This window comes from Trichocoleus desertorum ATA4-8-CV12, assembly GCA_019358975.1.
GTDB lineage: Bacteria > Cyanobacteriota > Cyanobacteriia > FACHB-46 > FACHB-46 > Trichocoleus > Trichocoleus desertorum_A.
This window is the reverse complement of the sequence record JAHHIL010000001.1, coordinates 480,272-507,265: the sequence shown is the minus strand read 5'-3', so window position 1 is coordinate 507,265 and position 26,994 is coordinate 480,272. Positions and strand designations below refer to the sequence as shown.

Annotated in this window: 12 protein-coding genes; 2 read left to right on the top strand and 10 right to left on the bottom strand. The window is 50.7% G+C overall.

Annotation, left to right across the window (positions count from 1 at the left end; genetic code table 11):
* Window positions 1–41: 41 nt before the first annotated feature.
* From bcsA to KME12_02175, 5 genes are all read right to left on the bottom strand, one after another.
* On the bottom strand, window positions 42–2,630 hold the full coding sequence (bcsA, locus tag KME12_02195; GenBank protein MBW4486579.1) for a UDP-forming cellulose synthase catalytic subunit: 2,589 nt from the start codon (window positions 2,628–2,630) through the stop codon (window positions 42–44).
* Window positions 2,631–5,186: a cellulose biosynthesis cyclic di-GMP-binding regulatory protein BcsB gene (locus tag KME12_02190; protein MBW4486578.1), complete on the bottom strand. Its 2,556-nt coding sequence runs from the start codon at window positions 5,184–5,186 to the stop codon at window positions 2,631–2,633.
* Between the two features lie 27 nt (window positions 5,187–5,213).
* Window positions 5,214–6,521 carry a glycosyl hydrolase gene (locus KME12_02185; GenBank protein MBW4486577.1) on the bottom strand — a complete coding sequence of 436 codons (1,308 nt, stop codon included), beginning with the start codon at window positions 6,519–6,521 and terminating at the stop codon, window positions 5,214–5,216.
* 79 nt (window positions 6,522–6,600) lie between these two features.
* A complete protein-coding gene (locus tag KME12_02180; protein MBW4486576.1) occupies window positions 6,601–8,940 on the bottom strand; it encodes a tetratricopeptide repeat protein in 2,340 nt (779 codons plus the stop codon).
* The gene (locus KME12_02175) at window positions 8,937–11,720 is read right to left on the bottom strand and encodes a hypothetical protein (protein ID MBW4486575.1); all 2,784 of its coding nucleotides are present in this window, start codon (window positions 11,718–11,720) and stop codon (window positions 8,937–8,939) included. The genes KME12_02180 and KME12_02175 overlap by 4 nt, the downstream gene beginning before the upstream one ends.
* 454 nt (window positions 11,721–12,174) lie before the next feature.
* On the opposite strand from KME12_02175, the gene KME12_02170 reads away from it, so the two are divergent.
* Window positions 12,175–12,960, top strand: a complete 786-nt coding sequence (locus KME12_02170; protein ID MBW4486574.1) for a hypothetical protein — start codon at window positions 12,175–12,177, stop codon at window positions 12,958–12,960.
* A gap of 112 nt (window positions 12,961–13,072) precedes the next feature.
* Here the strand turns inward: KME12_02170 and KME12_02165 are convergent, their stop codons facing one another.
* A complete protein-coding gene (locus KME12_02165; GenBank protein MBW4486573.1) occupies window positions 13,073–13,900 on the bottom strand; it encodes a hypothetical protein in 828 nt (275 codons plus the stop codon).
* A gap of 610 nt (window positions 13,901–14,510) precedes the next feature.
* Here KME12_02165 and KME12_02160 point away from each other — a divergent pair.
* Window positions 14,511–16,232 (top strand): cellulase family glycosylhydrolase, encoded by a 1,722-nt coding sequence (locus KME12_02160; GenBank protein ID MBW4486572.1) that lies wholly within the window; start codon window positions 14,511–14,513, stop codon window positions 16,230–16,232.
* 110 nt (window positions 16,233–16,342) lie between these two features.
* Here KME12_02160 and KME12_02155 read toward each other — a convergent pair whose 3' ends face one another.
* From KME12_02155 to KME12_02140, 4 genes are all read right to left on the bottom strand, one after another.
* On the bottom strand, window positions 16,343–20,335 hold the full coding sequence (locus KME12_02155; protein MBW4486571.1) for a DNA-directed RNA polymerase subunit beta': 3,993 nt from the start codon (window positions 20,333–20,335) through the stop codon (window positions 16,343–16,345).
* A 124-nt stretch (window positions 20,336–20,459) separates the two neighbouring features.
* A complete protein-coding gene (locus KME12_02150; protein MBW4486570.1) occupies window positions 20,460–22,334 on the bottom strand; it encodes a DNA-directed RNA polymerase subunit gamma in 1,875 nt (624 codons plus the stop codon).
* Between the two features lie 124 nt (window positions 22,335–22,458).
* A complete protein-coding gene (rpoB, locus tag KME12_02145) occupies window positions 22,459–25,758 on the bottom strand; it encodes a DNA-directed RNA polymerase subunit beta (GenBank protein MBW4486569.1) in 3,300 nt (1,099 codons plus the stop codon).
* Between the two features lie 397 nt (window positions 25,759–26,155).
* Complete coding sequence (locus KME12_02140; protein ID MBW4486568.1) at window positions 26,156–26,980, bottom strand: TatD family hydrolase; 825 nt, start codon at window positions 26,978–26,980, stop codon at window positions 26,156–26,158.
* Between the last annotated feature and the right edge of the window lie 14 nt (window positions 26,981–26,994).

Genomic DNA, 26,994 nt, shown 5'->3' with positions numbered 1-26,994 from the left:
ATTCATTGATAGGGTTGGCAGAATCTCTGAACTAGTCCGAACTAGAGTGTTGCCAAAAGTTGCTTGATGCGACCTTCTTGGCGTTCTTGTAGTTGTTCAGGAAAGCTCAATTCGACCACAGCACTAGCAGCTCCTTCACTGCCTGGAGCAGCTAACGGTTCTATAGTTCGCACCACTGCTAGTAGGCGTTTCGGTAAGGGATGCCCATCTTCTAGCAACACACCGACGACGGGTTGATCGCGTTGCAGCGATTCCAAAGCATGAATCGGTTCGTTAAATTCTAACCGCAGGCTGCGGACTCCCATTTCAGTTGCAGTGGCTGTATAGAAATGACCTTCCCAATACAACTGAGCAGGGGCTTGAATTCGTTTGCGCACCTTCTGGCCTTGCATGGGCGTTGCCTCTTGGAAAGACCGGGTCAAGGTAGTCGCAATAAAGCGTAGAGAATCCAAGGGGTCATCTAGTTCTTGGCGATTTTGCGAATACCACTCTCGCACATCGGAGTAAAGCACGATCGCGAGAGCATCTAGCTCGGATTGGCTGGGGTTAATAAAGTCAACCACTAAAATGGTTTGAGCATCATTCAGTGGTACCCCTCGCACGATCCGGGCTTTAAGAAACGCTCTGGCTCCGTAGTCACCCACCAGCTCCAGTTCGATCTCGTCCGGTAAATTGGGCCAGGAATCTAGAACAATTCGCGCCCCAGATTCACTGACATCCTCAGTTTTGCCTCTCCAGGTTTGGTCTGGACCATAAATAACGGCGGTTAGCTTGCGGTTGAGGCGGTGAGTTCGTCGCAATTGCGGCTGCTCAAAGGCCACCAGAATTGCGGCCACAATTAGCACCAAGTTAAAAATGCCCCATAGCATGTTTACGAGGACAGCTTCGGTGTCTTCTGGCCGCAAAATCAACCAAAATGGCACCGCTAACAACGACAGCGCCACGAGAACTGCTACCGCTACCAATGGACGAGCTGATTCCCAGTCAAAGTCTCGCTTAGTGACCGACAACCCTTTATCGGTGACGTTGAAAGACCCCATTTTAGGGTTGATCAAGGCCATGAACGTCACTGCACCTGCATAGAACGACATGGCAAATTCATAGATTTCGTTCCAGAATGAAAAGCGCACATTCTTGTACGTGATGAAGTTGGCGTACATCGACAAGAGAATGTGGGGCAGAGCGTAGGCTAGAGTTTCTAATCCCAATCCTCGAATCGGGTTAATGCTAAACAGCAGAAACAGAGTCGGGGCGATCGCGTACATTAAACGCGGAAAGCCAAAGAAAAAGTGCGAAGTGGCCGAAAAATAGCAAATTCGTTGCGGGATCGTCAGGTTGAGCTTGCGGTTGAGGAGCGGGTTTTCTAGGCGCAGAATTTGGGCCATGCCTCTAGCCCAGCGCACCTGCTGACCAATGTAGGAAGAGAATTTCTCTGGGGCTAACCCCGCTACCATAATCTGGTCGTAATATACCGACTTGTAACCCAAGGAGTGTAGCCGGAAAGCAGTGTGGCAATCTTCTGTAACCGTTTCTGTAGCAATGCCGCCAATTTGTAGGGCATAGTCTTTGCGGATTACCGCCGCAGAACCGCAGAAAAAGGCCGCATTCCAAAAGTCATTGCCTTTTTGCAATACCTTATAGAAAAGTTCGTTGCCTACAGGCACTTTGCCACGAGTGAGCAAGTTACGCTCGAATGGGTCTGGGTTATAGAACCAGTGAGGTGTCTGTACAAATGCCACCTTTGGGTCCAGAAAAAAGCCCACCGTGGTTTGCAAAATCGGTCGGGCTGGAATGTGGTCACAGTCTAGAATCAAGACCAAGTCGCCATCAGTGCGGTTAAAGGCTGTGTTAATGTTGCCCGCTTTGGCATGGTCGTTATTGTCGCGAGTCAGCAAGGTGCAGCCAAGTTCCTCGCACATCTTGCGCAGAGACTCCCGTCGGTCTTTATACTTCTCAGCCCGACCGTCATCCAAAATATAAACCCGCTTTTTGTCCGCAGGATAATCGATTGCCAAAGCTCCCAATACCGTTTTGCGAACAATTTCCACATCCTCGTTGTAGGTAGGAATGTAGACATCTACCTTAAACAGGCGATCGCTAGGAATGGTAGACAGGTCAATCGGTTGGCGCTCTTTGATTTTGAGGGTTTGAAAGTAGGCCAGAAACAGGGTGATGATCGCGTATAGCTCTGCCCCATACAGCACCACCGAAAAAAAACCGTTGAGCCAACCGTCAAAGTTAAAGGTATAGGCAGTGCGATAGTACAGGTAACGAGCCGTCGTCACCGAACTTAACCACACTAAAAACAGATGCAAATACTCGCTGGTCTGCGCGTCGTTGCGCTGTTGCTCAATGCGTACAACCAACCAACCAATCAGCATCAACAACACAGCAACTACGCCTTGTTGCCAAATCTTCAGCGGTGTAGTGATTAAGGGCAAGGACAACCCGAACAGGAGTAAAGCCAGCAACCAAAGCTGACGGCGGTTGAGGGAGTCTAAAACCCGATCAAACCAACTGGGAACTCGATCGACTAACCAATCGGTCAGTTTATCCAGGGGCGATCGCCGCCTTGCTACAGTCGCTAAGGACTCTGGATCTGGCCGTAACGGGGGAGAGGGATTGGCCATTTATTTATCCTGCTTTGCTACACGCTTTAGATAAAGCTGAGTCACACCGTAGAGACCCAGAGCGAACACGACGATTCCAGTAGGCAACACGAACCAATTGTCTTGGAGAAAGCGAGAAACTTTACTAAAAGGATTGCTGTTATCCAACCGCCGCGGGGAGCTTTGCTGGAGAAACTCTAAATTGTAAGCATCCGGATCATAGCCAGAAGCCCCTGCTTGGTTCGCACTGACCAGCGCTGTATCACCATTGAGCTGGAAGAACAATGGATCTTGGTTGAGCACATTCTGGACTTGTTGCAAGCCTGTCTCCGTTTGAGCACTCAAAGCCAGCAGGACGCGATTGGGGTTCCAAGGAGAAATCACTTCTTTAATCACCCCTTCAGCATCCGGCAAAGCTTGAATTTGGCTTTGATTCCACTTGCGAGAGAACAGATCTTTAAGGACAAAGCCGCTTGCTTGGAAGGCTTCTGGGAAAGGGAATTGCGATCGCTCTCCAATTGCCACTAGGTTTTGCTGTTCCCTTACATCTTCAGGTAGAGTATCGACCGTGTAGGCTGCCACCTTCACCGTATCCGCTTGGCTCAATCGGCCTAGGCGCTCACTAAACTCCAGGAAGGTACTCAAGGCGGTGATCGATGGGGTAGTAGGTAGAACGATCGCGGTGGTCGAGAGGTCTTGAGGGGCCGTAAAGGGATATCCCGTAGACAGCAACTTCAAGTCAGGAATTTGGACGACGTTCTGCCGCTTGAGGTTAAACCGGGTATCGGCATGGACTTTCCCCCACAACTGCTGGTCATTGACCCGACCACAGTTAGCAGGTTCGCGGGGGCTGAGATTAAACACCACCTGAATTTTGGAGTCCGGTTTAATCAAATCAGCCGGGAGGTTGACGTTTAAGGTCTCTCGGGTAGCTCCTTGCTCTGCGGTCAACCGCTTACCGCCAATCGGCGCACCATCCAGACGCACTTCTACCGTAGAGAGTCGAGGATTAACCTGCGGGCCATGGCTATACACCAAGTTCATCGAGCTACCGCGCGTAAACTGATCGTCTGGCAAAGCTCGGAAGTTCACTTCCACCGGTGGGGCATAGGCACCTCGAACGGTCACATCCTGAAATGGCTGATCGTCCGCAGTTTTCAGGTCACTGAGCTGGAAGGAATTCTTATCTGGGAGATAACCGGGCCATTGTCTAGGAGATGGCGTGGGTACAGGCGTAATGTCATTGACCACGACATAGTAGCCAGTGCTAATCTGACGGTCTTGCGGCTGTACTAAAAACTGCACAGCTTTGTTGACACCTTCAGGCCCGTTACCTGTGGCAATCAACACGGGCACCCCATTACTCCGAGTAGTGGCTAGCATCAAAATGCCTGCATCTGGAGGCAATGGGTTGCGATTGCCGTCTAAGACTTGATTGCCTGCGATCGCCAGCGGCAGTTTGAGTGCCTTCAGCCCAGGTTGTGCTTCGGGAGTCCCGATCATGACCAAGCGCTCATCAGCTCTCGCCTGATTAATATTTTTAACCAGTCGAGTTTCTAGGGGTCGAAACTCTGCTAAGCGTCCTAGCGAGGCTTGGAAACGAGCCGCAGAGGTCAACCAGTTACTGTCTACCTGGTTAGGTAACAGATACGTCACTCGGTTAGGGTCAAGGCTGAGATTGTCAAAGAAAGGATAGGGATACCGAGCAAAGTCCAACTTGACGGGTTTGGGTTGGTAATTAAACAGCAGCTTGGAATCAGGTAAGATTTCTGTCCACAAAGTTGGGTCAGCGGGATCAGTACAAGTCGCTGAATTATTCTGCTGAGCCACCAATGACACTTCATTAAAGTCTTGAATTAAGTTAGGCGGTACATTGAGCAGAACTTGACCAATTTCAGACTGCTTGCGGTTCAGTGGCACACTGCCGATACTGGTGCCATTGACTCGAACGGTTAGGTTAGAACGATTCGCTAAGAGGGCGGGCGAGTGCTGAAATCGTACCAATACTTTAGCGGAGCGCAGGTTCCAGTTCCGGGGCCGCGTAAAACCTAAGCGAGCATCAGAAAATACACCTTGTAGTCGTAACCGATTCCCTACCACAGGGCTGCGATTGAATTCCATTACATAAGGAATGGTTGGGCCTGCGCTAACAGGTGTATCGGGTGGGGGGCTGGCGCTTGGAGCCGTAGTTGGCTCTGACGGGGTAGAACTAGTAGGTTCTGGGGCCGCTGGAGCGGGAGCAGGCTCAGGATCAGGCTCTGGGGCAGGCTGATAGGGGGCAGGTTCTCTAGGAGCTGGAGCTTCTACTGGGCCAGGATCAGGGGCTGGGGCGGGCGCGGGTTGGTATACCGGAGCTTGCGGGGGCGGCTCTGGCAGCGTGAACTCCTCAATGATCTGATTTTCTGCTTCTTTAATATCGCGATCGCTCTGTTGGGCTACGGCTAAGCTTGCCGTCACCCCAATGGCTGTGCCCGCAAAGCTGAGCAATAAAAGCCAGATCATAGGGCGCTGTTGGCGGCTCCCTGGGCGGGACTGGCGGCGGGAAGATGGAAGAAAGGGACGGAAGATGCGTGGCATGGATGAGTAGGTTTAGCGGGTGGGGCTTTAACGAGATTGCAACAGTTGAGAAGAAATGGTGTCGGGCGGCAGCAAGCCTAACCAAGCCAGGTTTTGCACATAATAAGCGGAGTTGTTATCCCAAAAACCACCACGGTATCGGAACTGCAACTTCTGCTGCCAAATTTGCTCAGCGATCGCAGGTTCGTGCAGTCGCCAAGCAGGATACAACATGGCATATTGAGCGGTAGCTTCATAGCTCACGGTGGGTGCCCCTGAAAGATCGAAAATGGCGGGAATTTTTTGTTGCGATCGCCATTGTTTTTGTAAAAATCCTAAATGCTTTTGCAGATACGCTTTAGCAGGTGCAGAGTCAAATAACTCAGCGTCCCACGCCACCCGCCACCAAACCCGGTAAGCATCAAAACTGTACCGACTTTGCAGTGGCCCAGAGAGCGGTAATGGTTGAAACTCCCCTGTAGTCGTATCCAGCGCCACCCAATCACTCGGCAAGCCAACAGCCGAAAGCTTGGCTGAATTTTCCAACACTTGATAACTACTATCTACCAAGCTCAGCCAATCGTGGTTGGGGTCTACTTGAGCGAAAAGACGAAACGAATAAGGCGCGAAGTAGGACGGATTCAGTTGAATTACGCTCTGCTGCTGAAAGGCTGCGGCTGGCCCTGGCAGTAAATAGCGCTGCCCACCCGCGGCTACGGTGGAAAATCGCCACAAGTCCTGCAGCTTGACTTGCGCTAACTTCAGGTATTCTGGTTTCTGCCAACGCCGGGAGGCCCAGATCAGAGCCGTAATGGCATCTACATCGGCGTCACTGGCAAAGTTGGGGTCGATCGCACCCCATTTTGCTGGCTGGTTAGGGCTTTGTTCGAGACGGCCCCACTTCCACACCCAGAGCTGGTCAGTCCGCTTGCCGTTGGCTTGACGTTGCAGATTGTTTTCTGACCACTCCAAGGTTTTGGCGAAGGTGGTGGGATCATCAATTAGTACGGCTCGTAGCATGGCATAGGCTTGCCCTTCTGAGGTGGAGCGATCGCCCGCTTCCCGGTCAATCACCCGCCCATCGGCTTGGATAAAGCGTTGTCGATAGGCAGCCCAACTTTGTTCTAAAAGCTGCTCAGTGGGAATTGCTGCCGTGGTTGAACTTGTGGTCGGGGAGGAATGGGTAGCAGGTGCCGTTGTGGCTGGAGGGGTGGCTGGCGGAGATTGCCTCGCGTCACTCGAAAAATTAGAGCATCCGACCAAACCCATCGCACCGCTCAGACTAACCGATGCTGCTACCCGACTCCACCAGGACCACGAGTACTTTTTTCGTTTAGTTTCGGGGTACCGTAACATCTCAATTGGCCCTGCACAAGGTAGTAAAGCTAGAGGCACAAAATTGAACCGCATGGCGACAACACCATCCCTTTGGCAGTTAGTAACGTTCCCACGGAGGTTGAAACCCTCGCTGTCTTAATAGATCTTCCTTAATCTGCTGCACCCTGCGAGACAAACTACTATCCGGGGTTCCGGTGGTCGCTTGCTGTACCTGAAGTTGCTCAAGTTGCTGTAAAGCGGTCAGAGGCATCCCTTGAGCCGCCATCAGCTCAGCCAGCGATCGCTGCGCCCCCACATCAGTCGGATTGAACGCCAGCACTTGTGAATACAACTCTTCTGCCGCTCCAAAGCGACGTTGTTGGAACCGCACCCCGCCCAAAGCAGACAGCGCTTCAGCATTATTCGGTTGTAGCTGTAAAAGCCGCTGGTAAGCATCGCTGGCTTGATCCAAATCTCCTAATGCTTGGGCTACCTGGCCTTGCAGTTGGTAAGCACTCGGATTGTTGGGGTTACGAGCGACCAGTTGGGCGGCGATCGCTCTGGCTTGGGCAGGGCTCCGAGCCGCAATCACTTGGATCGAGCGCAACTGCAAAACAGAATTGTTCGGATCAACTTGCAGCAGCGCGTTGTAAAGCGGTTCGCGGCGGGGATCAGGGGGTAAGACTCCCACCAAAGTCACCAATTCCGGAGGCGTATCGCTGGGGGGGCGGGTTTGCAGCCAAGTATTCAAAACCGCTTCCGCCTCTGCCAAAGAAATCCGTTGAGCCTGATAAGCCAAAGCGGCTCGACCCAGCTGAATTTGTAAATCTTGCGGATTTAGAGCCACTAACTGGTTATAAATCGCGATCGCCTCATCTGTGCGTCCCTGAGTTTGGCGGACACTAGCTAAGCCTTGCAAGGCATTATTGATAATGTCGCGATCGCTGGGGTTACTGGCCAAAATCGCTTGATAGCGTTGTGCACTCGCGTCCAAATTACCTTCACGCCGTTCAATTTCAGCTAGCAGCAGTTCTGTGGCTCGGTCTTGAGTCCCCGCCGGAGTATTCGCATAGGCAGCCAAGGCACTTCTGGCCGCTGGCAAATTATTTTGCTGAATGAAGATTTGAGCAATGCGGAAGTTAAGGAAAGGAACACTCACTCCTGCTTGCAGCAGTGTTTGGTAAACCGGAAATAGTTCGGGGTCAGCATCTATAGCCGATAGCGCTTGGGCCAGTTGCTGTAGCTCAACCGGATTGGTGGGGAGCGGTTGCAAAACAGTTCTCAGTCGTTGCCGCACTTCAGCTTGGGAAATCACCCCTAACTGACTCTCCAAGGCTAATTGCTTCAGCGCCAAAATTTGACTATTGGGTTGCTGCTGCGTCAGTTGCCGATACAGTTGCAGCGCATAAGGACGCTCGGCAGGAATACCGCTGAGCACATCGGCCACTTCTTGCACCAAGGTAGGAGTGGGATTAGTTTGGCGTTGGAGTTCTTGACGGTAAAGTGCTGCTGCTTCTTGGGTTAGGGTCGGAGCATTAGCTTTACGGCCTAACTCGTTAAGTGCCCGCGCCAAAGGCAATACCGCTTCAGGACGGCCTCGGAGCGGATCTAACGCTGCTAGCGCTTCGGCAGATTGCTGGTTGGCCAAATAAGCTTGAGACAGTTCCGAGCGGGCCTGAATTGCGGTGTCGTCTAGCTGGCGAGAGGCTTGCAGTTGCGTTTGCAGGATGGCGATCGCTTGCGTTGGATTGCCCGTTTCTCGCAGGGCACGGGCATAGGCGATCGCGGCATTTCCTGTAATCGATCTGCCTAAAGCACGGTAACGGTTGAAAAGGGCTAGCCCTTGTTGAGCATTTCCGGTGTAAGTATAGATTTGCGCTGCTCCCAGAATCGCATCCGGGGGGGGATTGTTCTGGAGGACAACTTGGTAGTCAGCCAAGGATTCGGCAAAGCGGCCTCGGTAGCCTAGCAAAAGCGCCCGCTGTGCCCGCGCCTCCAAATCGTTCGGATCCAAAGTTAGAAAGGTGGTTAAGGCGATAATGCCTCGTTCTTGCCACTCAGCGCGGTAAGCTCCCAGCAAACCCAGCGTTTTCAGCGCCAAACGGTTGTTGGGGTCTTGCTCCACCACGCGCTCATACGCTTGAAAGGCATCAGCATCTCGTCCCGCTCGTCGATAGGCGATCGCCAAACCCAACTTGGCTTCGATCGATTGGGGAGAACTGCGAATGGCTCGCTGAAAAGCCGCGATCGCATCATCGACCAAGCCACGATTGAGCAAAGTATAAGCTTGTCGCACCGCAGCAGGCACCGTCTGCGCTTGAACAGTGGGAATTTCCCACTGCCAGAGGTCTATCATCAAGCCACCACTCAACCCCAAAGCCAGCAAGCAAGAGCATCCTAAGCGCTTCAGCCTCACTCCTTTGCAGGCATTTTTACAGGTGTCATGCCGTTGGTTCATTGCAGCCTACCCTTCGGTGTGACATCAAATTCAGTTTTGAGGCGGAATCCCGCAATCGTCTCCGAGAAACCATTCAACTCCTGCAAGGTAAAACCTAGCCGCAAGTTGGGCAAAAAGCGAAAATCGTAGTACAGCTCTAGAACATCTGGGTTGCGATCGCCCTGCTCACGACGCAAAGCCGCATTAGACAGTTGACGACCATAAGCTAGACCCAAGCGATCGTCAGGAGCAAACACATCTAAAGCGGTAACTCCCACGTTGTAAGTATTACCCTGCTCGCCGATGCCTCGGTTGTTGTACTCACCGTAGCGACCAAACAAACCCATATTGAGGCTAGGGATAAAGACTTCTGCGTTAATGCCAAAGCCTTCCTCGCGATCGCCCCGTTGAGGCCCAGTTATCCCATCACCTCGATTCACCTGAAAGATTTCTCGGAAGCCATCGCCTGCACCAGTTTCTCGACCCGTAGTGTAGGTAGCCCGAATAATGGCGTTGCCGTAGCGCAGTCCCAGTTCACCCGCAAAGCCATCCAAGCTGAAATCTCCGATACTCCGGGCGGAAGAAAAGGCCGCAAATCTCGCTTCGATGTTGTCAGTCAAAGACCAATTAACCAGCGCTCCAGGCCGAGAGCCGATTCCTGTGGCCGTTAAAGCGGAGTTGGTCTGAAACACGGGGTTAAAGAAGTGGCTGGCTCCATCCTTGGCAAAACTGTTGCGATCGAAATAGGACGTTAAGTCCAATTGCCCCACCACAAACCGCAAGTTTGGCAAGTCCCGGGGAGAGGTAGCAACAAACAGCTCATTCAAGCTCAGACCTTCTTGCTGAGAATCTGCCAACCCTTGGCCCGTGGTCAAATCCAACGTTCCACCAAACAGAATATTCGGTGTCAAGGGGTAAGCTGCTGATAAGCGAGCCCTAGCAGATGAGTCATCTCCTTGATACAGATATACGCCTTGCAGTTGCACAGCGGGTTGGCTTAAAGCCGTACTTCGCAAAAGTGGTCTAGAGGTTTCTGGCTGAGTTTCCAAAGCAGCAGCGGGCGCTAAGTTACTCGGAGGCATCGTGGTGCTTTGAGGCGCTGTCGGGGTTGGTGTGTTTTGGAATGGTGGAAAAGCTGTCGGCTGCCCCGCTGGATAACCACTGCCATAGGGACTTGGAGCACCATAGGGACTTGGAGCACCATAGGGACTCGGAGCACCGGAGGGGACGTAGGGTGCACTGGGATAAGGGCTGCTGGGAGCAGGGTTTCCAGAATAATTGGGCGCAGCGTTGTAAAAGTTACCAGGATAGGTTGGAGGCGGGGCTGCAAAATTGCTGGGATAACCCGGAGCGGGTGGGTAGGCACTAGCAGGGTAAGGAATAGCAGGATACCCTACCGTAGGCCCAGGAAAATTAACGGGGTAGCCAGGATTGTTGGGATAAAAATTGCTCGGATAACCAGGAACTGGCGTATAGGAATTATTGGGATAAGCAGTACCGGGATAACCTACCATAGGCCCAGGAAAATTACTGGGATAACCTGGATTTTGGTTATAAATGTTACCTGGATAACCAGGTGGGATAGGGCTAGAGAAATTAGTCGGATAACCTGGATTTTGGTTATAGAAATTAGTCGGATAGTTAGGGGCTCCATTCGAGAAATTGTTTGGGTAATTCGGCGCTCCTTGATAAAAATTACTGGGATAGCTAGGCGCTCCTTGATAAAAATTTTGCTCTACAGGTGGCGCACTCAAATTAGGCATTGAGGGCGTAGCTACAGGCGCTGAATTAGGAGAGGGGGATGGAGCAAATCGATTGTAGAAATAGACATTATTCGAGCTATTAGAAGGGTTAGAACCGCTACCGGGAGCCATTGGAGCGGGCATCGGCGCAGGAAGTGACTGCCCCATCGGGTAGAAACCACCATTGGGATTCCAACCATAAGGACTCCCATAAGGATTCCATCCTCCAGGTGGTGGCATAGGTGATGGCTGAACAGGAGGCAACTGCCCAACTGCATAGGGATAGGGGTAAGCATTACCATAAGCATTACCATTGGCAACTCCCCACCCTGGCGCGGGTACAGGCACTCCAGACATCCAGGGCAATTGCTGAGGAGAAAAATTACTGCTGGATGCTTCTGAGCGAACCGTAGGCAATGGAGTTGGAACTGGCAGCGGTTGTTCGGTGGTAGAAAGCGTGGGTAAATTTCTACCCTGCCCTAGGGGTTGGGGCCAACTATTGCAATTATCTCCGCACATTCCAGGGCCATAGGGTCCAGTTACACCTAAACCCGTACCGTTCATCTGCCAGTAATTATCAGCCGTCTGGATAGGAGCAGTAGGGGAGATGCTAACAGGAGCGGTAGGAACCGATGTGGCTTGAGCAGAAAGCGATCGCTCAGGAGCAGTAGAGGTGGCCGATCGCTCAGGAGGGGCACTAATTTCCAGATCAGTAGTTTTTAGCTCAAGCGGCTGAGTTAGATCCACTTCAGCCGTAGACAAACTTTTAGGGGCATTGAGGGGAGCGGCCATAGCCACCCCGGAGCGAGCCTGAGGTGTAGCGTTTTTGCCTCTGATCTTTTTCCTTTCTTTTCTTTCTGGGTCAGCTTGTCTCTGAGTACCTGGGGCTGGATTCGGAGAGGTTGCTTGAGGCGTTGGCTCTTGCTGACGGCGAGAGTTTGCCAAGCTAGGCTTTGCCTGAATTAACCCAGCAGCCAAAAACAATGAGATTGAGCCAGATGCCAGGACTCTAACAGAGAATAAATAGCTACGAAAGATAGACCAACGAGAATCAAGCATGATATGGCTCACACCTACTGTGCTGTCTGATGCGGTCTAGCGAATATTGAAGCTAAGACTGTCGAAAACACTGAGACTGCTGAAAACTTTAGCAGAAGCAGCGGTCATAAGGAAAATAAAAATCTTATTTAACTGCTTCATCTAAACGCTTCGCTGATATTTGGATCTGAATTCATCCAAATGCTGATTAGAATCAAAATGGAAGTCAAATAACTTAGACAGCACCCACCCCTTGAACGGCCTCAAAAAGGCCTATCTAAGGAAATACAATACTTCGAGATCTAGTGGTACAACAATCTGCTGAAATTCATTAATTTTTCACACAAAAAACCCGAATATTAAAATACTATTTTTATCAGGAATATCAGGCTCAATAGTAGTTGATGCTATTCTAATTTTGCTTTCATCAACTAATAGGATTTGTTATTTTATTAACAACTTACTCGCGATCGCCATGCCACATCAGTTTCTAGATCTCACCTTCCAAGCCAAGCAGGTTTGGCAGAAAGCGCTACCCTATTGCCTGAGCGTCCTAGCTCTTGCTGGCACTGGTTGCTCGGAGGCAAAAGCTCCTGTCGCTGATTTGAGCTTCCAAGTAAAACCCGCCGGGCGATCGGGGGTCTATGCCGTCTCAGGCAGCACCAATCTACCCGACCAAAGCCAGATCACCGTTGCTGCCATTCGCTATCTTTCTGCCAGCAACACAGCACCCATAGCCGCTGGGCACTTGTCATCAGAACTCTCATCTCAGCTAACTTATACAGTCTTGAGTCGGCAAAACGTTGCAGTCAACCAAGGCAAATGGCAAACCTCGCTGAATCTTTGGCAAGTTGCACCCAATGGTCAAGTTCGTGAAGGATGGCAACTCAATCAACCGGAACTCAAACTTCCCATGACTCCCGCGCCTGATGTCGTCTTCTTAGCAACCTTCGAGCCTGCGAATCAACCAGCTACTATTTCCCAAAAATTACAAGAGCAAGGCCTGCAACTAGAAGGTAACTTAGCCCGCTTTACCACAGATGGTCAACGTTACTTGCAAGTGAGTCAAGCATTACCCGTAGCCCTGCCAACAGGTAAAACAGTTCCTCCAGCCATTACCGCAGCTGATATCAACGGTGGATGGGGCGATCGCGCTGGGAGCACCCCTCAACAATCAAACACAGAAGATCTCAAACCAGCAGCCAGCGCCAATATTAGCCAAACTACTGCCCCACTCTCACCCGACCAGCAACTTCGCTAGTAGATACCCATCTGAAACCGGATCTACAATATCGAGTCCAGTGGGATCAAGGGTTTGAGGAAGCAGTAGTTAAGATTGCCAATGCCATCAGTACAAAAGCAAAACTTGTAGCTCAGGAAGCCACTCGCTGTTGTACGTGGACAGGCTCCACCTTTTGTGAGCGAGGCTGATGGCTCATATTGGAATGAAATCGATTGAGGCTAGTAGCTCGTCCAGCATCTAATTGAGGTAAATCTTGGAAGGCTCCTTGCAACACTTCTAACTGAGACATAATTTGTTTCAGTTGAGTTTGTAACTCATCTACTTGGGCATGAGCTGCGGTGGCTTGCAACTGTGCTGCCTCAGTCGTTGCCCCTGCTTGAGCAAAGCTGAGGAAAGCTTGAGCGGGATGCAAAGCAGAAACGGCAGCTTGCATCGACATCGAACGAGGTGCATCAGTTTTTACCTCGACCGTTGGAGTCGAAACTGTTGCAACTTCAGCTGCGCCTGCATCTGAAGCGGTAATTACTACAGGTTGAGCTACATTAACGACAGTTGCTGTCACAGCCTGTGCAGGTTTGTCATGCAGAAAATCAGAGAGTCCCGTAGCTGCCAAGCGAACTTCAGATAACTTCAGCTCTTCTAGCTGGATCTCTTTTACTTGCAAATTCTCTTTGAGGCTAGACAGTTGTTCCTCGGCTTGAGCAGATTTACGAGAAGAGTGCCGCCAACCCGTTACCGCGATACTTGCAATTCCTGCACCCAAGCTCAGCGCCGCTGCAAACCCTAAATAGGGAGCTGCTACATCTTTTAGCTGACCACTAAAAACAGGTTCTTGTTGCATCCGAATATCAACTGGTTGTGAACCCAACACAACTAGTGGCAACGTCAAGCTAGAAAACACCGTGCTAGAGAGAAGAACAGCAGGTAGTAAAAAGCTCTTAAGTGGCGATACAGGCATATTTTGAACTCCAAGCAAATACGGGTTTCAAAGGTCGTTAGTTTCGTCGTGGAAATGATGTTTACTGTTTTCATTTCCCTGGCTCTTCTATAACTCAGGGCTAAAAAAAAGCAGCGGCTGACTGGGTGAGCAGAGAATTAACCCTAGAAAACTTAAGTGGAGTAACTGCTCTTCTTTATAAACATTAATAGGTATCTCAGTAATTTCCGTATAGACCTGATAAAGACACCCCTAGACGCTGATGAAGATGATGTAAATTTTGCCTTAGACCCTCTAAGCTCAAGCATCTACCTACGTCTATCCCCTTAGAGATAAGCTGCGCCTTCATGGAGTTAGGCAACTCCAAAAAGTAAATAACTCAAAAGGTATACTTTTTCTAGTAACAGGTCTGGACTGCAAGAAGTTTAGATAAAGCTGACTGATGAAATTGTGAATTTTTCGATAAAAAGACACTTTCGGCTTGGGTCGGCGTCGTAGGGCGTAGTTTTTACTACCTGCTTGTTACGGTCGAATCCCTCGGAACTATTTATTAGCTCAATGACCATTAAGCTGCTATTTCCAGCAATTTCTTCAATGAGTTTGATAGCCAAACGAAGCATTGACTAAAAATATGAGCGAATTCTTCCAGCAAGTCTCAATTTTTTTTGGACGGCATTACCAAAGAGTGGTTCATGTCCGGAACTACTGGCGATCGCGTCCTTTACTCCAGTGGTTAGCCTTAGCTCTGGTTGGCTTATGTCTCAGTTTGGGACTACAGTTCTATCCAAGCTTAGAGCCAGCGAATGCTACCCCCGCGATCGCTTTCCCCCTAATGACCAGAGGTGCTCAAATTATTGATGGCAGAGGTCGGCCAGTCTTACTGCGGGGGGTGAATTGGTTCGGCATAGAGACAGAACTGCACGCTCCTCACGGTTTATGGGCTCGTGACTACCGTGAGATGTTGGCGCAAATCAAGGGTTTAGGCTACAACATCATTCGCCTTCCTTTCTCAGTACAAGCCCTACGCTCTGCTGAGGTGAGCGGGATTGATTTTAGTATTGGCGCAAATCAAGCCTTGGAGGGTAAATCGCCTCTAGAAATTATGGATGCTGTGATTCAAGCAGCGGGGCAACAAGGATTGCTGATTTTGTTGGATTGTCACCAGCTTAACGATCAACGCATTCCGGAGCTTTGGTATGGTGATGGCTTTACCGAAGCAGATTGGATCGACACCTGGAAAATGTTAGCAACTCGCTACAAAAACCAGCCGCATGTGATTGGAGCCGATCTTAAAAATGAGCCGCATGGTCGCGCCAGTTGGGGCACAAATAACTCAGCGACGGATTGGCGACTGGCGGCTGAGCGAGCAGGCAATGCCATTTTGGCGGTGAATCCTAACTGGCTAATTGTGGTCGAGGGAGTCGAAAACAATGTACCAGGGCAGAAGCTAGCAGTTCACTGGCAAGGTGGCAACTTAGAAGGTGTCAAGCGTTTCCCTGTTCGCTTAGCGCTCAAGCATAAATTAGTTTACTCGCCCCATGAATATGGCCCCGGTGTTTACGACCAACCTTGGTTTTCAGGAGCAGCTTTTCCTAAAAACCTTTATAGTCGCTGGGAAACTGGATTTCATTACATTGCCACTCAGAAACTAGCGCCTATCTTGATTGGAGAGTTTGGGGGGCGACAGGTAGACCGCAACTCCCCTGAGGGAATTTGGCAACGGCAGCTGGTTGACTTTATTCGGCAGAAACAACTGAGCTTTACTTACTGGAGCTGGAACCCCAACAGTAAAGATACTGGAGGCGTCTTACAAGATGATTGGCGCACGGTGGAACGTAACAAGCAAGCACTCCTCAGCCAGCTCTTACCCAAGCCTAATTCTCCGGCAGTTTCTTTCCCGACTAACCGTGTTACTTCTCCCTCCAGAACTCAACCAACTCCGAGAGGTCAACGTCCAAGCTCGCGATCGCCCGCCACATCACCTACCGCATCTTTACCTGCTCCGTCTTCACCTGCTTCATCTGCAACCACAACAACTCGACCGACTAACGCTCAGCTGCAAGTGAAGACAGCGATCGAGTCAGATTGGGCTACTGGCTTTTGTACCAGGTTCTTAGTGACGAATTCCGGTAAGATTGCAGCCCAGAATTGGCAGTTGGCTTTTCGGATGAACCAAGCCAGCATTAACAACAGCTGGAATGGTAGCTTCAATCGTCAAGGTCTACAGTATCGAGTCACCCCACCTGATTGGGGAAAGATATTACAGCCGAATCAAACTATGGATCTGGGCTTTTGCGCTACTAAGTCAGGCTCCGATTACCGCCCCCAGCAAGTTTCTATTTCCAGTCCTTAAATTTTCATTAGAAAAGAAAAACCGGAGGTGCAGATATTTCTGGAGCCTCCGGTTTCACTTAAGCCGTAACGTGAGCCTTAATGCGGATTGAACACCGTGATTAGAGGAAATTAATCTTCATCGTCATCATCCACGACATCACTAAACTCATCATCAATCAGTTCATCATCGTCCAAAATGGCAGATGTAGGTTTCTCCTCTCCAGGAACAGGCACGGTGAAACTTTCAAAACTGAAGTTGGGGCGATCGTCAAACGCACCATCCAAGCCGTAGCTACGGGCTGTGCGATCGTCTAAGACCACATCCCGCAGGTCTGCATCTTCGTCAAAGACATTGGTGCTATCAAAGCTGAGGTCAATGTCCGGACTGCCAACTTCTTCATAAGCATTGAAACCAGTACCCGCTGGAATCAGGCGTCCGATGATCACGTTTTCCTTCAGACCTCTCAGCCAGTCAGACTTACCTTCGATCGCAGCTTCTGTGAGAACCCTGGTGGTTTCCTGGAAACTAGCCGCCGAGATAAAGCTGTCTGTGTTGAGCGATGCTTTGGTGATACCCAAGAGCACAGGTGTATACTCAGCGGGAGCCCCACCCGTAATCGCCATTGCCTCGTTGACCTGCTGAACTTGATAGAGTTCAACCAATTCACCAGGCAACATGGTAGTGTCACCCCCATCGTCAACGCGAGCCTTAGAAGTCATCTGACGCACAATCACTTCAATGTGCTTGTCGGAAATATCAATTCCCTGAGACTGATATACAGATTGGACTTCGTTCACTAAGAAGGTTTGTACCTTCTGCAAACTGATGAGAGATGCGTCATGAACTCCCAGTGTTTCTCGGTTGACCTTGAAGACGATTTCTAGGATTTCGTGAGGATTGGATGGACCATCCGTCAGGGGTTCTGATGCGCCAACTTCCTGACCATCAGACACAATCACATTCTGACCAGGGCCAAGAGGGTAATCTGTCATCACCCCGTCCGCTTCGATGACTTTGACTTCCGCCACATCATCGTCACTGTAGACCACTTGAGCCGTGCCAGGACGTTCTGACAAGACGCAGGCTTCCTTAGGTTTGCGAGCTTCCAGCAATTCTTCAATTCTGGGCAAACCTTGGATAATGTCTCCAGTTTTCGTGCGCTCAAACACCAGCAGCACTAGGTTGTCACCCCGCTGCACCAGATCGCCATCATCAATGTGCAGCACTGCTCCAGGAGATACCCGATAAGGACGGGCAATGCGCAAAGTGACTTCAGAATCAGCCACGCCAACCACTTGACCAGAGTCTTCTAGTTTGGTGCCAGCAGCGATTTCGGTTCCAGCAATTAGCAAGTCACCTTCTTGCACCTTGGGAGCCTTACCTTGAGTGCTAATGACCACTCGGTCAGCATCCCTCACTACCAGCACTCGGCGAATTGCCTCAGCACCTTCGCGAATCCCTCGAACTTCACCCGCCTCTTTACACTGAATCTCAGTCCGCGCGACCACAGCACCTGGAGCAATTTGCTCGCCGTCTTTGACCAAAAGCCGAGTATGCGTACTCCCCTGAGTGGTGTCTGCGGCAATGTCACGACGAATGACCAAAGACTCCAGAATCACGAGTTGGAGACGCATGATTTCTGGGTCAGTTTCGTCTGGAATTAGCTCAATATCGGCAGCTAACTGAGGTGCATCTTGATCAATTTCTAGCACGAGCTGGGTGCGGAGCAACTCTAAGCCTTCAACAGACTTGACCCGCTCTCCATCCTTGTAGGGTAGGCGCTGTACCGCTCGTAGCTGAATGGTACGGCCCGATTCTTCGCTAGTGGAAGCTTGGCTCGGCACAGAAGGTTCATCAGGAACGACGAATTCAGTCACAGGTCGCAACAGCACCGCTGGACCTTCGGGTGTCTCCACATACTCCATGTAGCGCAGTTCGCTGAGCGTCAAGCCAGGAAGCACTTCTTGCCCAGGATTAGCCAGAGTGGGTTCTTTACCCATGAATTCTTCGGGGTTATCAATCATGTGCAAGTCCCCTGGCTTGATCACGATTTCCCGTAGAATGTCATTCTTCTGGATCACTTCGACCACACCATTGCTTTGGCAGAAGATGTCCTTAACGACTTCAGTTCCTGCCTCGACGTACTGTCCGTCCTCCACAAGGAGCAAAGAAATATCTTTGTTCACTTCGTGCGCTTCTTCTGGAATCCAAAGCAGCGTACCGCCTTGAACCACTTCGTAGCCTTGCTTAGCTTTGCCTCGCTTCGCTACTTCAACGCCAGAGTAACGGATGATCCCGCCTGTTTGAGTCCGGTAGCGATCGTCGATCAGCTCTGCGACGACTTGGTTGTTCGTTACTTTAGTACCAGGCGTTGCTTTGAGGGAGAACGACTGGTTGTGGTTGGTTTCAACTAAGTAGTGATCGCGGCCTTGATAACTTTCTACCCGCACCCGCGCTTCATCTAGCAGCACAGAAGCTGTGATGATTTCAACTTCACGGCCTCCCTTGCCTTCAGCTTCTTGCTGAGGTAGACGCACGGTTCCACCATGCTCTGTGATCAGCCTAGTTTCAGCTAGGACGCTATTAGCATCCACGCGATCGCCGTTCTTCACGATCGGTTCAGCACCCGGCGGCAAGTTGTAAACTTCACCCGACAGAATCCAGATCAAACCACCCCTTTGAGCGATCCGAGTGGTATTGCCCTGACGGTCTTTCTTCTCTTCGGGCACAATGTCTGCAAACTTGACTTCTCCAGCCAAGTCTGAAGCCACATCTTTACTAGCCTTCTCAGTTGTGCGCCGAGTCCGACCCGCAAGGGGAACTTCTGCCAAGAATTGATCCTTCTTGACATGCTCACCATCTTTAACCAATAAGGTGGAGCCTTGAGGAATCGCAAAGGATTCTTTCTTAGAACCCGACTCTAGGGTCAGGTCAGTATTGCTTTCCGCAATTAAAGCTTCATCTCCATGACGGGTCCGGTAGGGACGAGTCCGAAAACGCTTAGCGTAACGAATGGTGCCTTCAAAGGTAGCCCGCACTTGGCGCGCCATTTCCCCTGTGAATACCCCTCCTGTGTGGAAGGTCCGCATGGTTAGCTGCGTTCCAGGCTCACCAATGGATTGCGCGGCAATAATACCTACTGCTTCACCCAAGTCAACCATGTGAGCGTGAGCCAAGCTCCAGCCGTAGCAGTGCTGACAGACGGAACGAGTTGCTTCACAAGTCAGGGGCGATCGCACCACGACTGTTGGGACGCCCGATTGACCAATAAGTTGGCAGAGGTCATCTGAGAGGTCTTGGTTCCGGGCTGCAATCACCTCACCAGTTTGAGGATGCACCACATCTTCTGCCACCACCCGACCAAACAAGCGGTCTTTTAGGGGAATCAAGACGCGATCACCATCGGTCATGCTACGCACTGGGATACCCCGTTGGGTGCCACAGTCAATTTCACGAATGATTACATCCTGGGCCACGTCAACCAGACGACGGGTGAGGTATCCAGAGTCTGCGGTTCTAAGGGCGGTATCTACCAATCCCTTCCGGGCTCCGTAGGAGGAAATGATGTACTCAGTGACAGTCAAACCTTCTCGGAAGTTGGTTTTGATCGGCAAGTCAATAATTTCACCTTGCGGATCGGCCATCAGTCCACGCATACCAACCAGCTGGCGAACCTGGGAGATATTTCCTCTAGCCCCAGAGAAGGCCATCATGTAAACCGAGTTCAACGGATTGGTGGTTTTGAAGTGCCGAACCACCTCGTCCTTCAGTTCCTCACTCGTACCATTCCAGGTGTCGATAACCTTCTGAAAACGCTCTACTTCAGTAATCTCACCACGGGTATAACGGGTTTCAGTGTCTCGAATCTCTTCTTCCGCTGCGTCCAATAGCGCTCGCTTGGTCGGAGGTACTTGTAGGTCGTCTACACTAATTGAAACCCCTGCCTTGGTAGCGTAGCGAAAGCCCAGATCCTTCAATAAGTCAGCCACCTGGGCGGTCCGAGCCGTACCGTAGTTGGTAAAAGACCAAGAAATTAGTTTCTTGAGCTGTCCTTTATCAACCACTCGATTCCGAAAAATCACTGCTTCTTCAGGCTTCTGGTTTGAATTTTGCTCTGCCATTGTTGCTCTCTGTCCCTCTTTTAATGCAGGAAGAGACGCGTATAGACGCGACTGGGAAGTCGCGCCTACTCATCACGTCTGTATAGGCTTACGCCATAAAGTTGCAGCTTCTACCGTCATGAAGCTAGTTAGTCAAGGCGTCTTGAATCGTCTTGTTGTAGATAATTCGTCCCGGAGTCGTTCGAATGTACTGCGAGATCAAATTCCCTTCATTGTCCTCACGAGTTCTGCGGAACTTATAAACTTTGGTGACCGTACCATCTGTGGACTCTTGGACTTCTACAGGTTCCGTATCCGGTTCGTTAGATTCGACAGCGCCATCGAATCGCACCCAAACATAAGCATGGAGGTCAACCTGTTGCTGTTCATAGGCAGTAATGGCATCATCCAAATTGGCAAAATAGCCACCTGACCCCTTCTGGTGAGTCGGATTCTCAGCCGTCAAGTAATAGCAACCCAATACCATGTCTTGGCTCGGTGTCACAATTGGGCGACCTGTCGCTGGCGACAAGATATTGTTAGAAGCTAACATCAACAGCCGAGCCTCTGCTTGTGATTCTAGCGAGAGTGGCACGTGAACCGCCATTTGGTCACCATCAAAGTCAGCGTTAAACGCAGGGCAAACCAATGGGTGCAATTGAATCGCGCGGCCTTCTACTAGGATCGGCTCAAACGCCTGAATCCCCAAGCGGTGGAGGGTTGGCGCTCGGTTTAGTAGCACCGGGTGACCATCAATCACTTCCTGGAGGACATCCCAAACGCTCGGATCGCCCCGTTGAATCAGCTTCTTGGCAGCCTTGATGTTGTTCACTAACCCTTGGCGAATCAACCGATGAATCACGAAAGGTTGGAACAGCTCGATCGCCATTTCCCGTGGCAGACCACATTGGTGAATCTTGAGCTTAGGGCCTACCACAATGACAGAACGGCCAGAGTAGTCTACCCGCTTACCCAATAGGTTTTGACGGAATCGCCCTTGCTTACCTTCAATGATGTCTGACAGTGACTTCAAAGGACGGTTATTAGCCCCGACGACCGTTCGGCCCCGACGACCATTGTCAATCAGGGCATCCACTGCTTCCTGAAGCATTCGCTTCTCGTTACGAACGATAATCTCAGGAGCCAGGATTTCTTGCAGACGCGCTAGACGATTATTCCGGTTAATGACCCGCCGATACAAGTCATTCAGGTCAGAGGTTGCGAATCGGCCCCCATCTAGCTGCACCATCGGGCGTAAATCCGGCGGAATCACCGGAATCACCGACAGCACCATCCATTCTGCTTGAGCACCCGTCGCAATAAAGTTATCAATCACGCGCAGACGCTTAATCAGCTTGGCCCGCTTCTGACCTTTAGAGGTAGCAATTTCCTCTCGCAGCTGCTCAGCCTCTGTTTCTAGGTTGATGTCTTGCAGCAACCGTTGCAACGCTTCGGCTCCAATGCCAACCTCAACCCCTTCTAGAGGCGAATCTTCGCTGTAAATTTGGTCTTCAATCTCAATCCATTGGTCTTCTGTCAGCAGTTGCTTATAGGTTAAGTTTTCTGCATTGCCCGGATTGAGCACTACATAGGCGTTAAAGTAAACAATCTGCTCCACATCCCGCAAAGGCATATCGAGTAAGATCGCCATGTAGCTCGGAATACCCTTGAGGTACCAAACATGAGCGACAGGAGCCGCCAGTTTGATATAGCCCATGCGATGCCGACGCACCCGCGATTCTGTGACTTCAACGCCACAGCGCTCACAGACAATTCCGCGATGCCGAACTCGCTTGTATTTACCGCAATGGCATTCCCAATCTTTAGCTGGGCCAAAGATCCGCTCACAGAACAAACCATCCATTTCTGGCTTTAGCGTCCGGTAGTTGATGGTTTCCGGTTTGGTCACTTCACCAACCACCTGCCCATTAGGTAGAGTCCGCTCCCCCCATTGGCGAATTCGATCCGGAGATGCCAGACCAATTTTGACGTAGTCAAATCGCTGTTCTAGCTTTGGCATCGCTTGCAGCTTCCTTAGTGTCTATTGTTGAGATCTGTTGTTGGGCTTAGTTTCTGGTTGATGGGCTGCTAGCTGTCAGCTTAGTTAACTGACTATTGACTCTAGCAACCCATCTTGCATTAACTTAGGCGTCTTCTTCTTCCAGTTCTTCTCTGGAGATAGATTCGTAGGTGGGCCGAGAGGGAGCTCGACGGCTATTAACATCTGCCATCAGGTCTACCTCTACGTCTCGGCTAGTTCCATCCTCCTTCGTCTCTACCTTATGGACTGCAATATCTAGGCAGAGGGACTGCAATTCTCGCATCAGTACCTTGAAGGATTCTGGCGTTCCCGGACGAGGAATGGCTTTTCCTTTGACGATCGCATTGAGGGCTTCATTCCGACCCTGCATGTCATCCGACTTCACAGTCAATAACTCTTGCAAGGTGTAGGCAGCACCAAAGGCTTCCAACGCCCACACTTCCATCTCTCCGAAGCGCTGGCCCCCTTGTTGAGCTTTACCACCCAAGGGTTGCTGCGTTACGAGCGAGTAAGGTCCAGTAGAACGAGCGTGAATCTTGTCATCAACCAAGTGAACCAGCTTCAGCATATAAGCTTTACCGATGGTCACAGGTTGATCAAAGGGTTCGCCAGTACGACCATCGAACACTTGAATCTTGCCAGCATTATCCGGGTCAAATAGCCAATCTTGGCCCTTCTTCTTACTGGCTTCTAGAAGCTTGCCATGCACGGTTTCACGAGACTTCTCCGCTCCATGCATTTCGTCAAAAGGGACCACCTTGAAGCGGGCATCCAGATTCTCTCCAGCCCAAGCTAAGAGACATTCAAAGACTTGGCCGACGTTCATCCGGGAAGGCACACCCAAGGGATTGAGCACAATATCCACGGGACGGCCATCTGGCAAGTAAGGCATGTCTTCAATCGGCAGAATCCGGGAAATAATCCCTTTATTACCGTGGCGACCTGCCATCTTGTCACCCACTTGGATCTTGCGCTTCTGGGCTACATACACCCGCACAACCATGTTGGCACCCGGGGGCAGTTCATCCCCTTGTTCACGAGTAAAGACTCGGACATCCACAACTCGGCCTTTTTCACCGTTGGGGACGCGCAGGGAGTTATCGCGAACATCTCTAGCTTTTTCACCAAAGATGGCTCGTAGCAGCTTTTCTTCCGGAGGCTGATCTGATTCCCCTTTGGGAGTCACTTTCCCAACCAGGATGTCTCCTGCTTCTACCCAAGCACCAATCCGAATAATGCCGCTTTCGTCGAGTTGACGAAGGGAATCTTCACCCACGTTAGGAATTTCACGGGTGATTTCTTCGGGTCCGAGTTTGGTCTGACGCGCTTCAATTTCGTATTTTTCAACGTGAATTGAAGTGTACACATCATCAGAAACTAGGCGCTCGCTGATCAGGATCGCGTCCTCGTAGTTGTAGCCTTCCCAAGGCATGTAGGCTACCAGAACGTTTTGTCCTAGGGCCAGTTCTCCGCCTTCGGTGGCTGAGCCGTCAGCTAGGACTTGACCTGCCACGACGCGATCGCCCACAAAAACGATGGGGCGTTGATTCAAGCAGGTATCTTGGTTAGACCGCTGATACTTCTGCATGGGATACTCAATTTCGCGACCTTGAGGATCTCTGACTCGCAGCTTATCAGCCGCCACATAAGTCACTTCACCAGCGGTTCGGCTGACCACAACCATACCGGAGTCACGCGCCGCCTGAGCTTCCAAACCTGTCCCTACCAAAGGCCGCTCTGGCCGCAATAGAGGTACAGCCTGACGTTGCATGTTGGAACCCATCAAAGCTCGGTTCGCATCGTCATGTTCCAGGAAAGGAATCAACGAAGCTGCCACCGAAATGATTTGTACCGGAGAGACAGCCACGTAGTCTACTTGGTCAGGCGTAGTAGTCGTGAAGTCCTGACGGTAACGCACTGGAACGGTCACACCTTGAATGAAGCCTTCCTCATCCATCGGGATGTCACCTGGAGCAACTCGCAGATCGTCCTCTTCATCTGCGGTCATATAGATGGGCGGCTGGTCCTTCAAGACTCGTCCCATCTCAACCGGATAAAAAGGAGTCTCAATGAAACCGTAGGAATTGACACGGGCATGAGTTGCCAAAGAGCCGATCAAGCCAGCGTTAGGGCCTTCTGGAGTTTCAATCGGGCAAATCCGTCCATAGTGGCTAGGGTGAATATCCCGCACCGCAAAGCCCGCCCTCTCCCTGGTTAAACCCCCAGGGCCTAAGGCACTGAGACGACGCTTGTGGGTCAACTCAGCCAGAGGATTGGTTTGGTCCATGAACTGAGACAGTTGGCTAGAACCAAAGAACTCTTTAATCGCGGCAACCAAAGGTTTGGGGTTCACCAAAGACGCAGGTGTCAAAGAATCTGCATCCGAAACCGTCATCCGTTCCCGAATGATTCGCTCTAAACGGTTGAGGCCAACTCTGACTTGGTTTTGCAGCAACTCACCGACAGAGCGCACCCGACGGTTACCCAAGTGGTCGATATCATCAATGCTGCCAATATCAAATTCCAGGTTGATCAGATAATCAATGGCAGCCAAGATATCCTGAGCCGTCAAAACTCGAACGGTATCCGCCACATTGAGTCTGAGCTTCTTGTTGAGCTTGTAGCGACCCACTCGACCCAAGTCATAGCGCTTAGGATCAAAGAAGCGAGAATCCAACAGTTGCTGTCCACCAGAAACAGTCGGAGGCTCACCTGGACGCAGTTTGCGATAAAGCTCCATCAAAGCTTCTTCTTCGCTAAACTGGCCTTCTTTCTCAATTGTTTTCTGAAAGTACTCTGGGTGACGTAGCGCATCAAAAATTTCGTTGTCGCTGAGACCTAATGCCTTCAACAGCACCTGAGCAGACAGCTTGCGGGTTTTGTCGATCCGCACCCACACCAAGTCATTTTTATCAGTCTCAAACTTGAGCCAAGCGCCTCGGTTGGGAATCAAGCTGGCATTGTAGGTACGACGACCATTTTTGTCAGTTTCAGATTTATAGTAGACGCCAGGGCTACGAACAATCTGATTGACGATAACCCGCTCAGCACCGTTAATAATGAAGGTACCGCGATCGGTCATCAAAGGCAGGTCACCGATGAACACTTCCTGCTCTTTAATTTCACCCGTCTCTTTATTGATTAGGCGAGTGGGGACATACATCTGAACAGCGTAGGTACCATCCCGGCGCTTCGCTTCATCAACGTCGTACTTGGGCCGCTTCAGTTTGTAATTCTTACCTAAGAAATGTAGCTCCAGTTTGCCTGTGTAATCGGTAATAGGCGAAAAGCTCTCTAGCTCTTCGATGAGTCCCTCTTCTAAGAACCAGCGAAAACTGGATCGCTGAATCTCAACTAAATCTGGAAGGGTGAAGGCCAGTGCAGTTTGAGTCTGATTAGTCATGCGTCTCCTCAGGAGGGTCACGCCCAGCGCGAGTCCCAGATGTTATGCGATCTGCACAAAAATGTCAATAGAAAACTTTGGACCCTGACGAGAAGGACCCAAAGGCGTAGTCTAGCGAATTAAATGGGCAGTTGAGAGATTTAAGGTAGTCTCCAATGGGCTGTTTAGCTAAGCAGCTGAAATTTTTTAGTTAAGGTGAGGAAAACTGTCAGCACCTTCCAAAATCAAGGAAGAGGCAGGAGCAGTTTCCCAATAGCGTCTACTCAAGGGGTTGTTAACTGACGCCACAAAATCGCTACTGTTGACACTCCTACCATTATGACGTAAGCAGAGGCAATTTGTGGGCTGTAGTTTTGTACATAGCCATCAAATTCTAAAGCTTACTTATGAGTAAGGGTTAGGAGTAAGGGATAGCAGGGGCTCCAGTTGCTTTCGGCGGCAGTTGAGGCAAACCAAAAAGCTGACAAGCGTTCTGCGTCGTCTGTGCTGCTAGCACTTCTAGAGGCACAGACCGCAACTGCGCAACTTGCTCCGCCACATAGCGCACGTAAGCAGGTTCATTTCGTCGCTCTCCTCGCTTGGGAACAGGAGCCAAAAATGGGCAATCTGTTTCTACTAGGAGGCGATCGCTGGGCACCATACGGGCAGAGGCTTGAATCCCAGCCGCATTTTTGAAAGTCACCGTACCACTAAAACTGATATAGAACCCTAATTCTAGGAACCACTCAGTTTCGGTCGGTGTCCCTCCCCAACAGTGCATCACGCCGCGAACAGGACCTTGGTCTTGCCAGAAATCCCTTAACAACTGAGCCATTTCTGGTGCAGCATCTCGACAATGAATAATCACTGGCAAGCTTAACTCTTGAGCGATCGCAAGTTGACCTTGAAATGCTGCTATCTGCTGTTGCCGATTATCTGCTTTGTAGAAGTCTAAGCCTGTTTCACCAATCGCCACCACTCGCGAATCAGAAGAGGCCAGCTCTAAGATTTGAGCGCGAGAATTAGGTGTCCATTTGTCTGCATCCAGTGGGTGCAAACCCACCGCAAAAGACAACTCAGGAAAGCGATCGGCGATCGCTTGAATACTGCTAAACTCCGTTGGCTCTACGCAAGAGTGAATCAAACGAACCACTCCAGCCTCCCGCCACCGTTGAGCTACAGCCTCCAAGTCAGGCTGAAACGTTTTAAAGTTGATATGGACGTGCGTATCAATCAACTGCATAAGCAAGCCGCTGA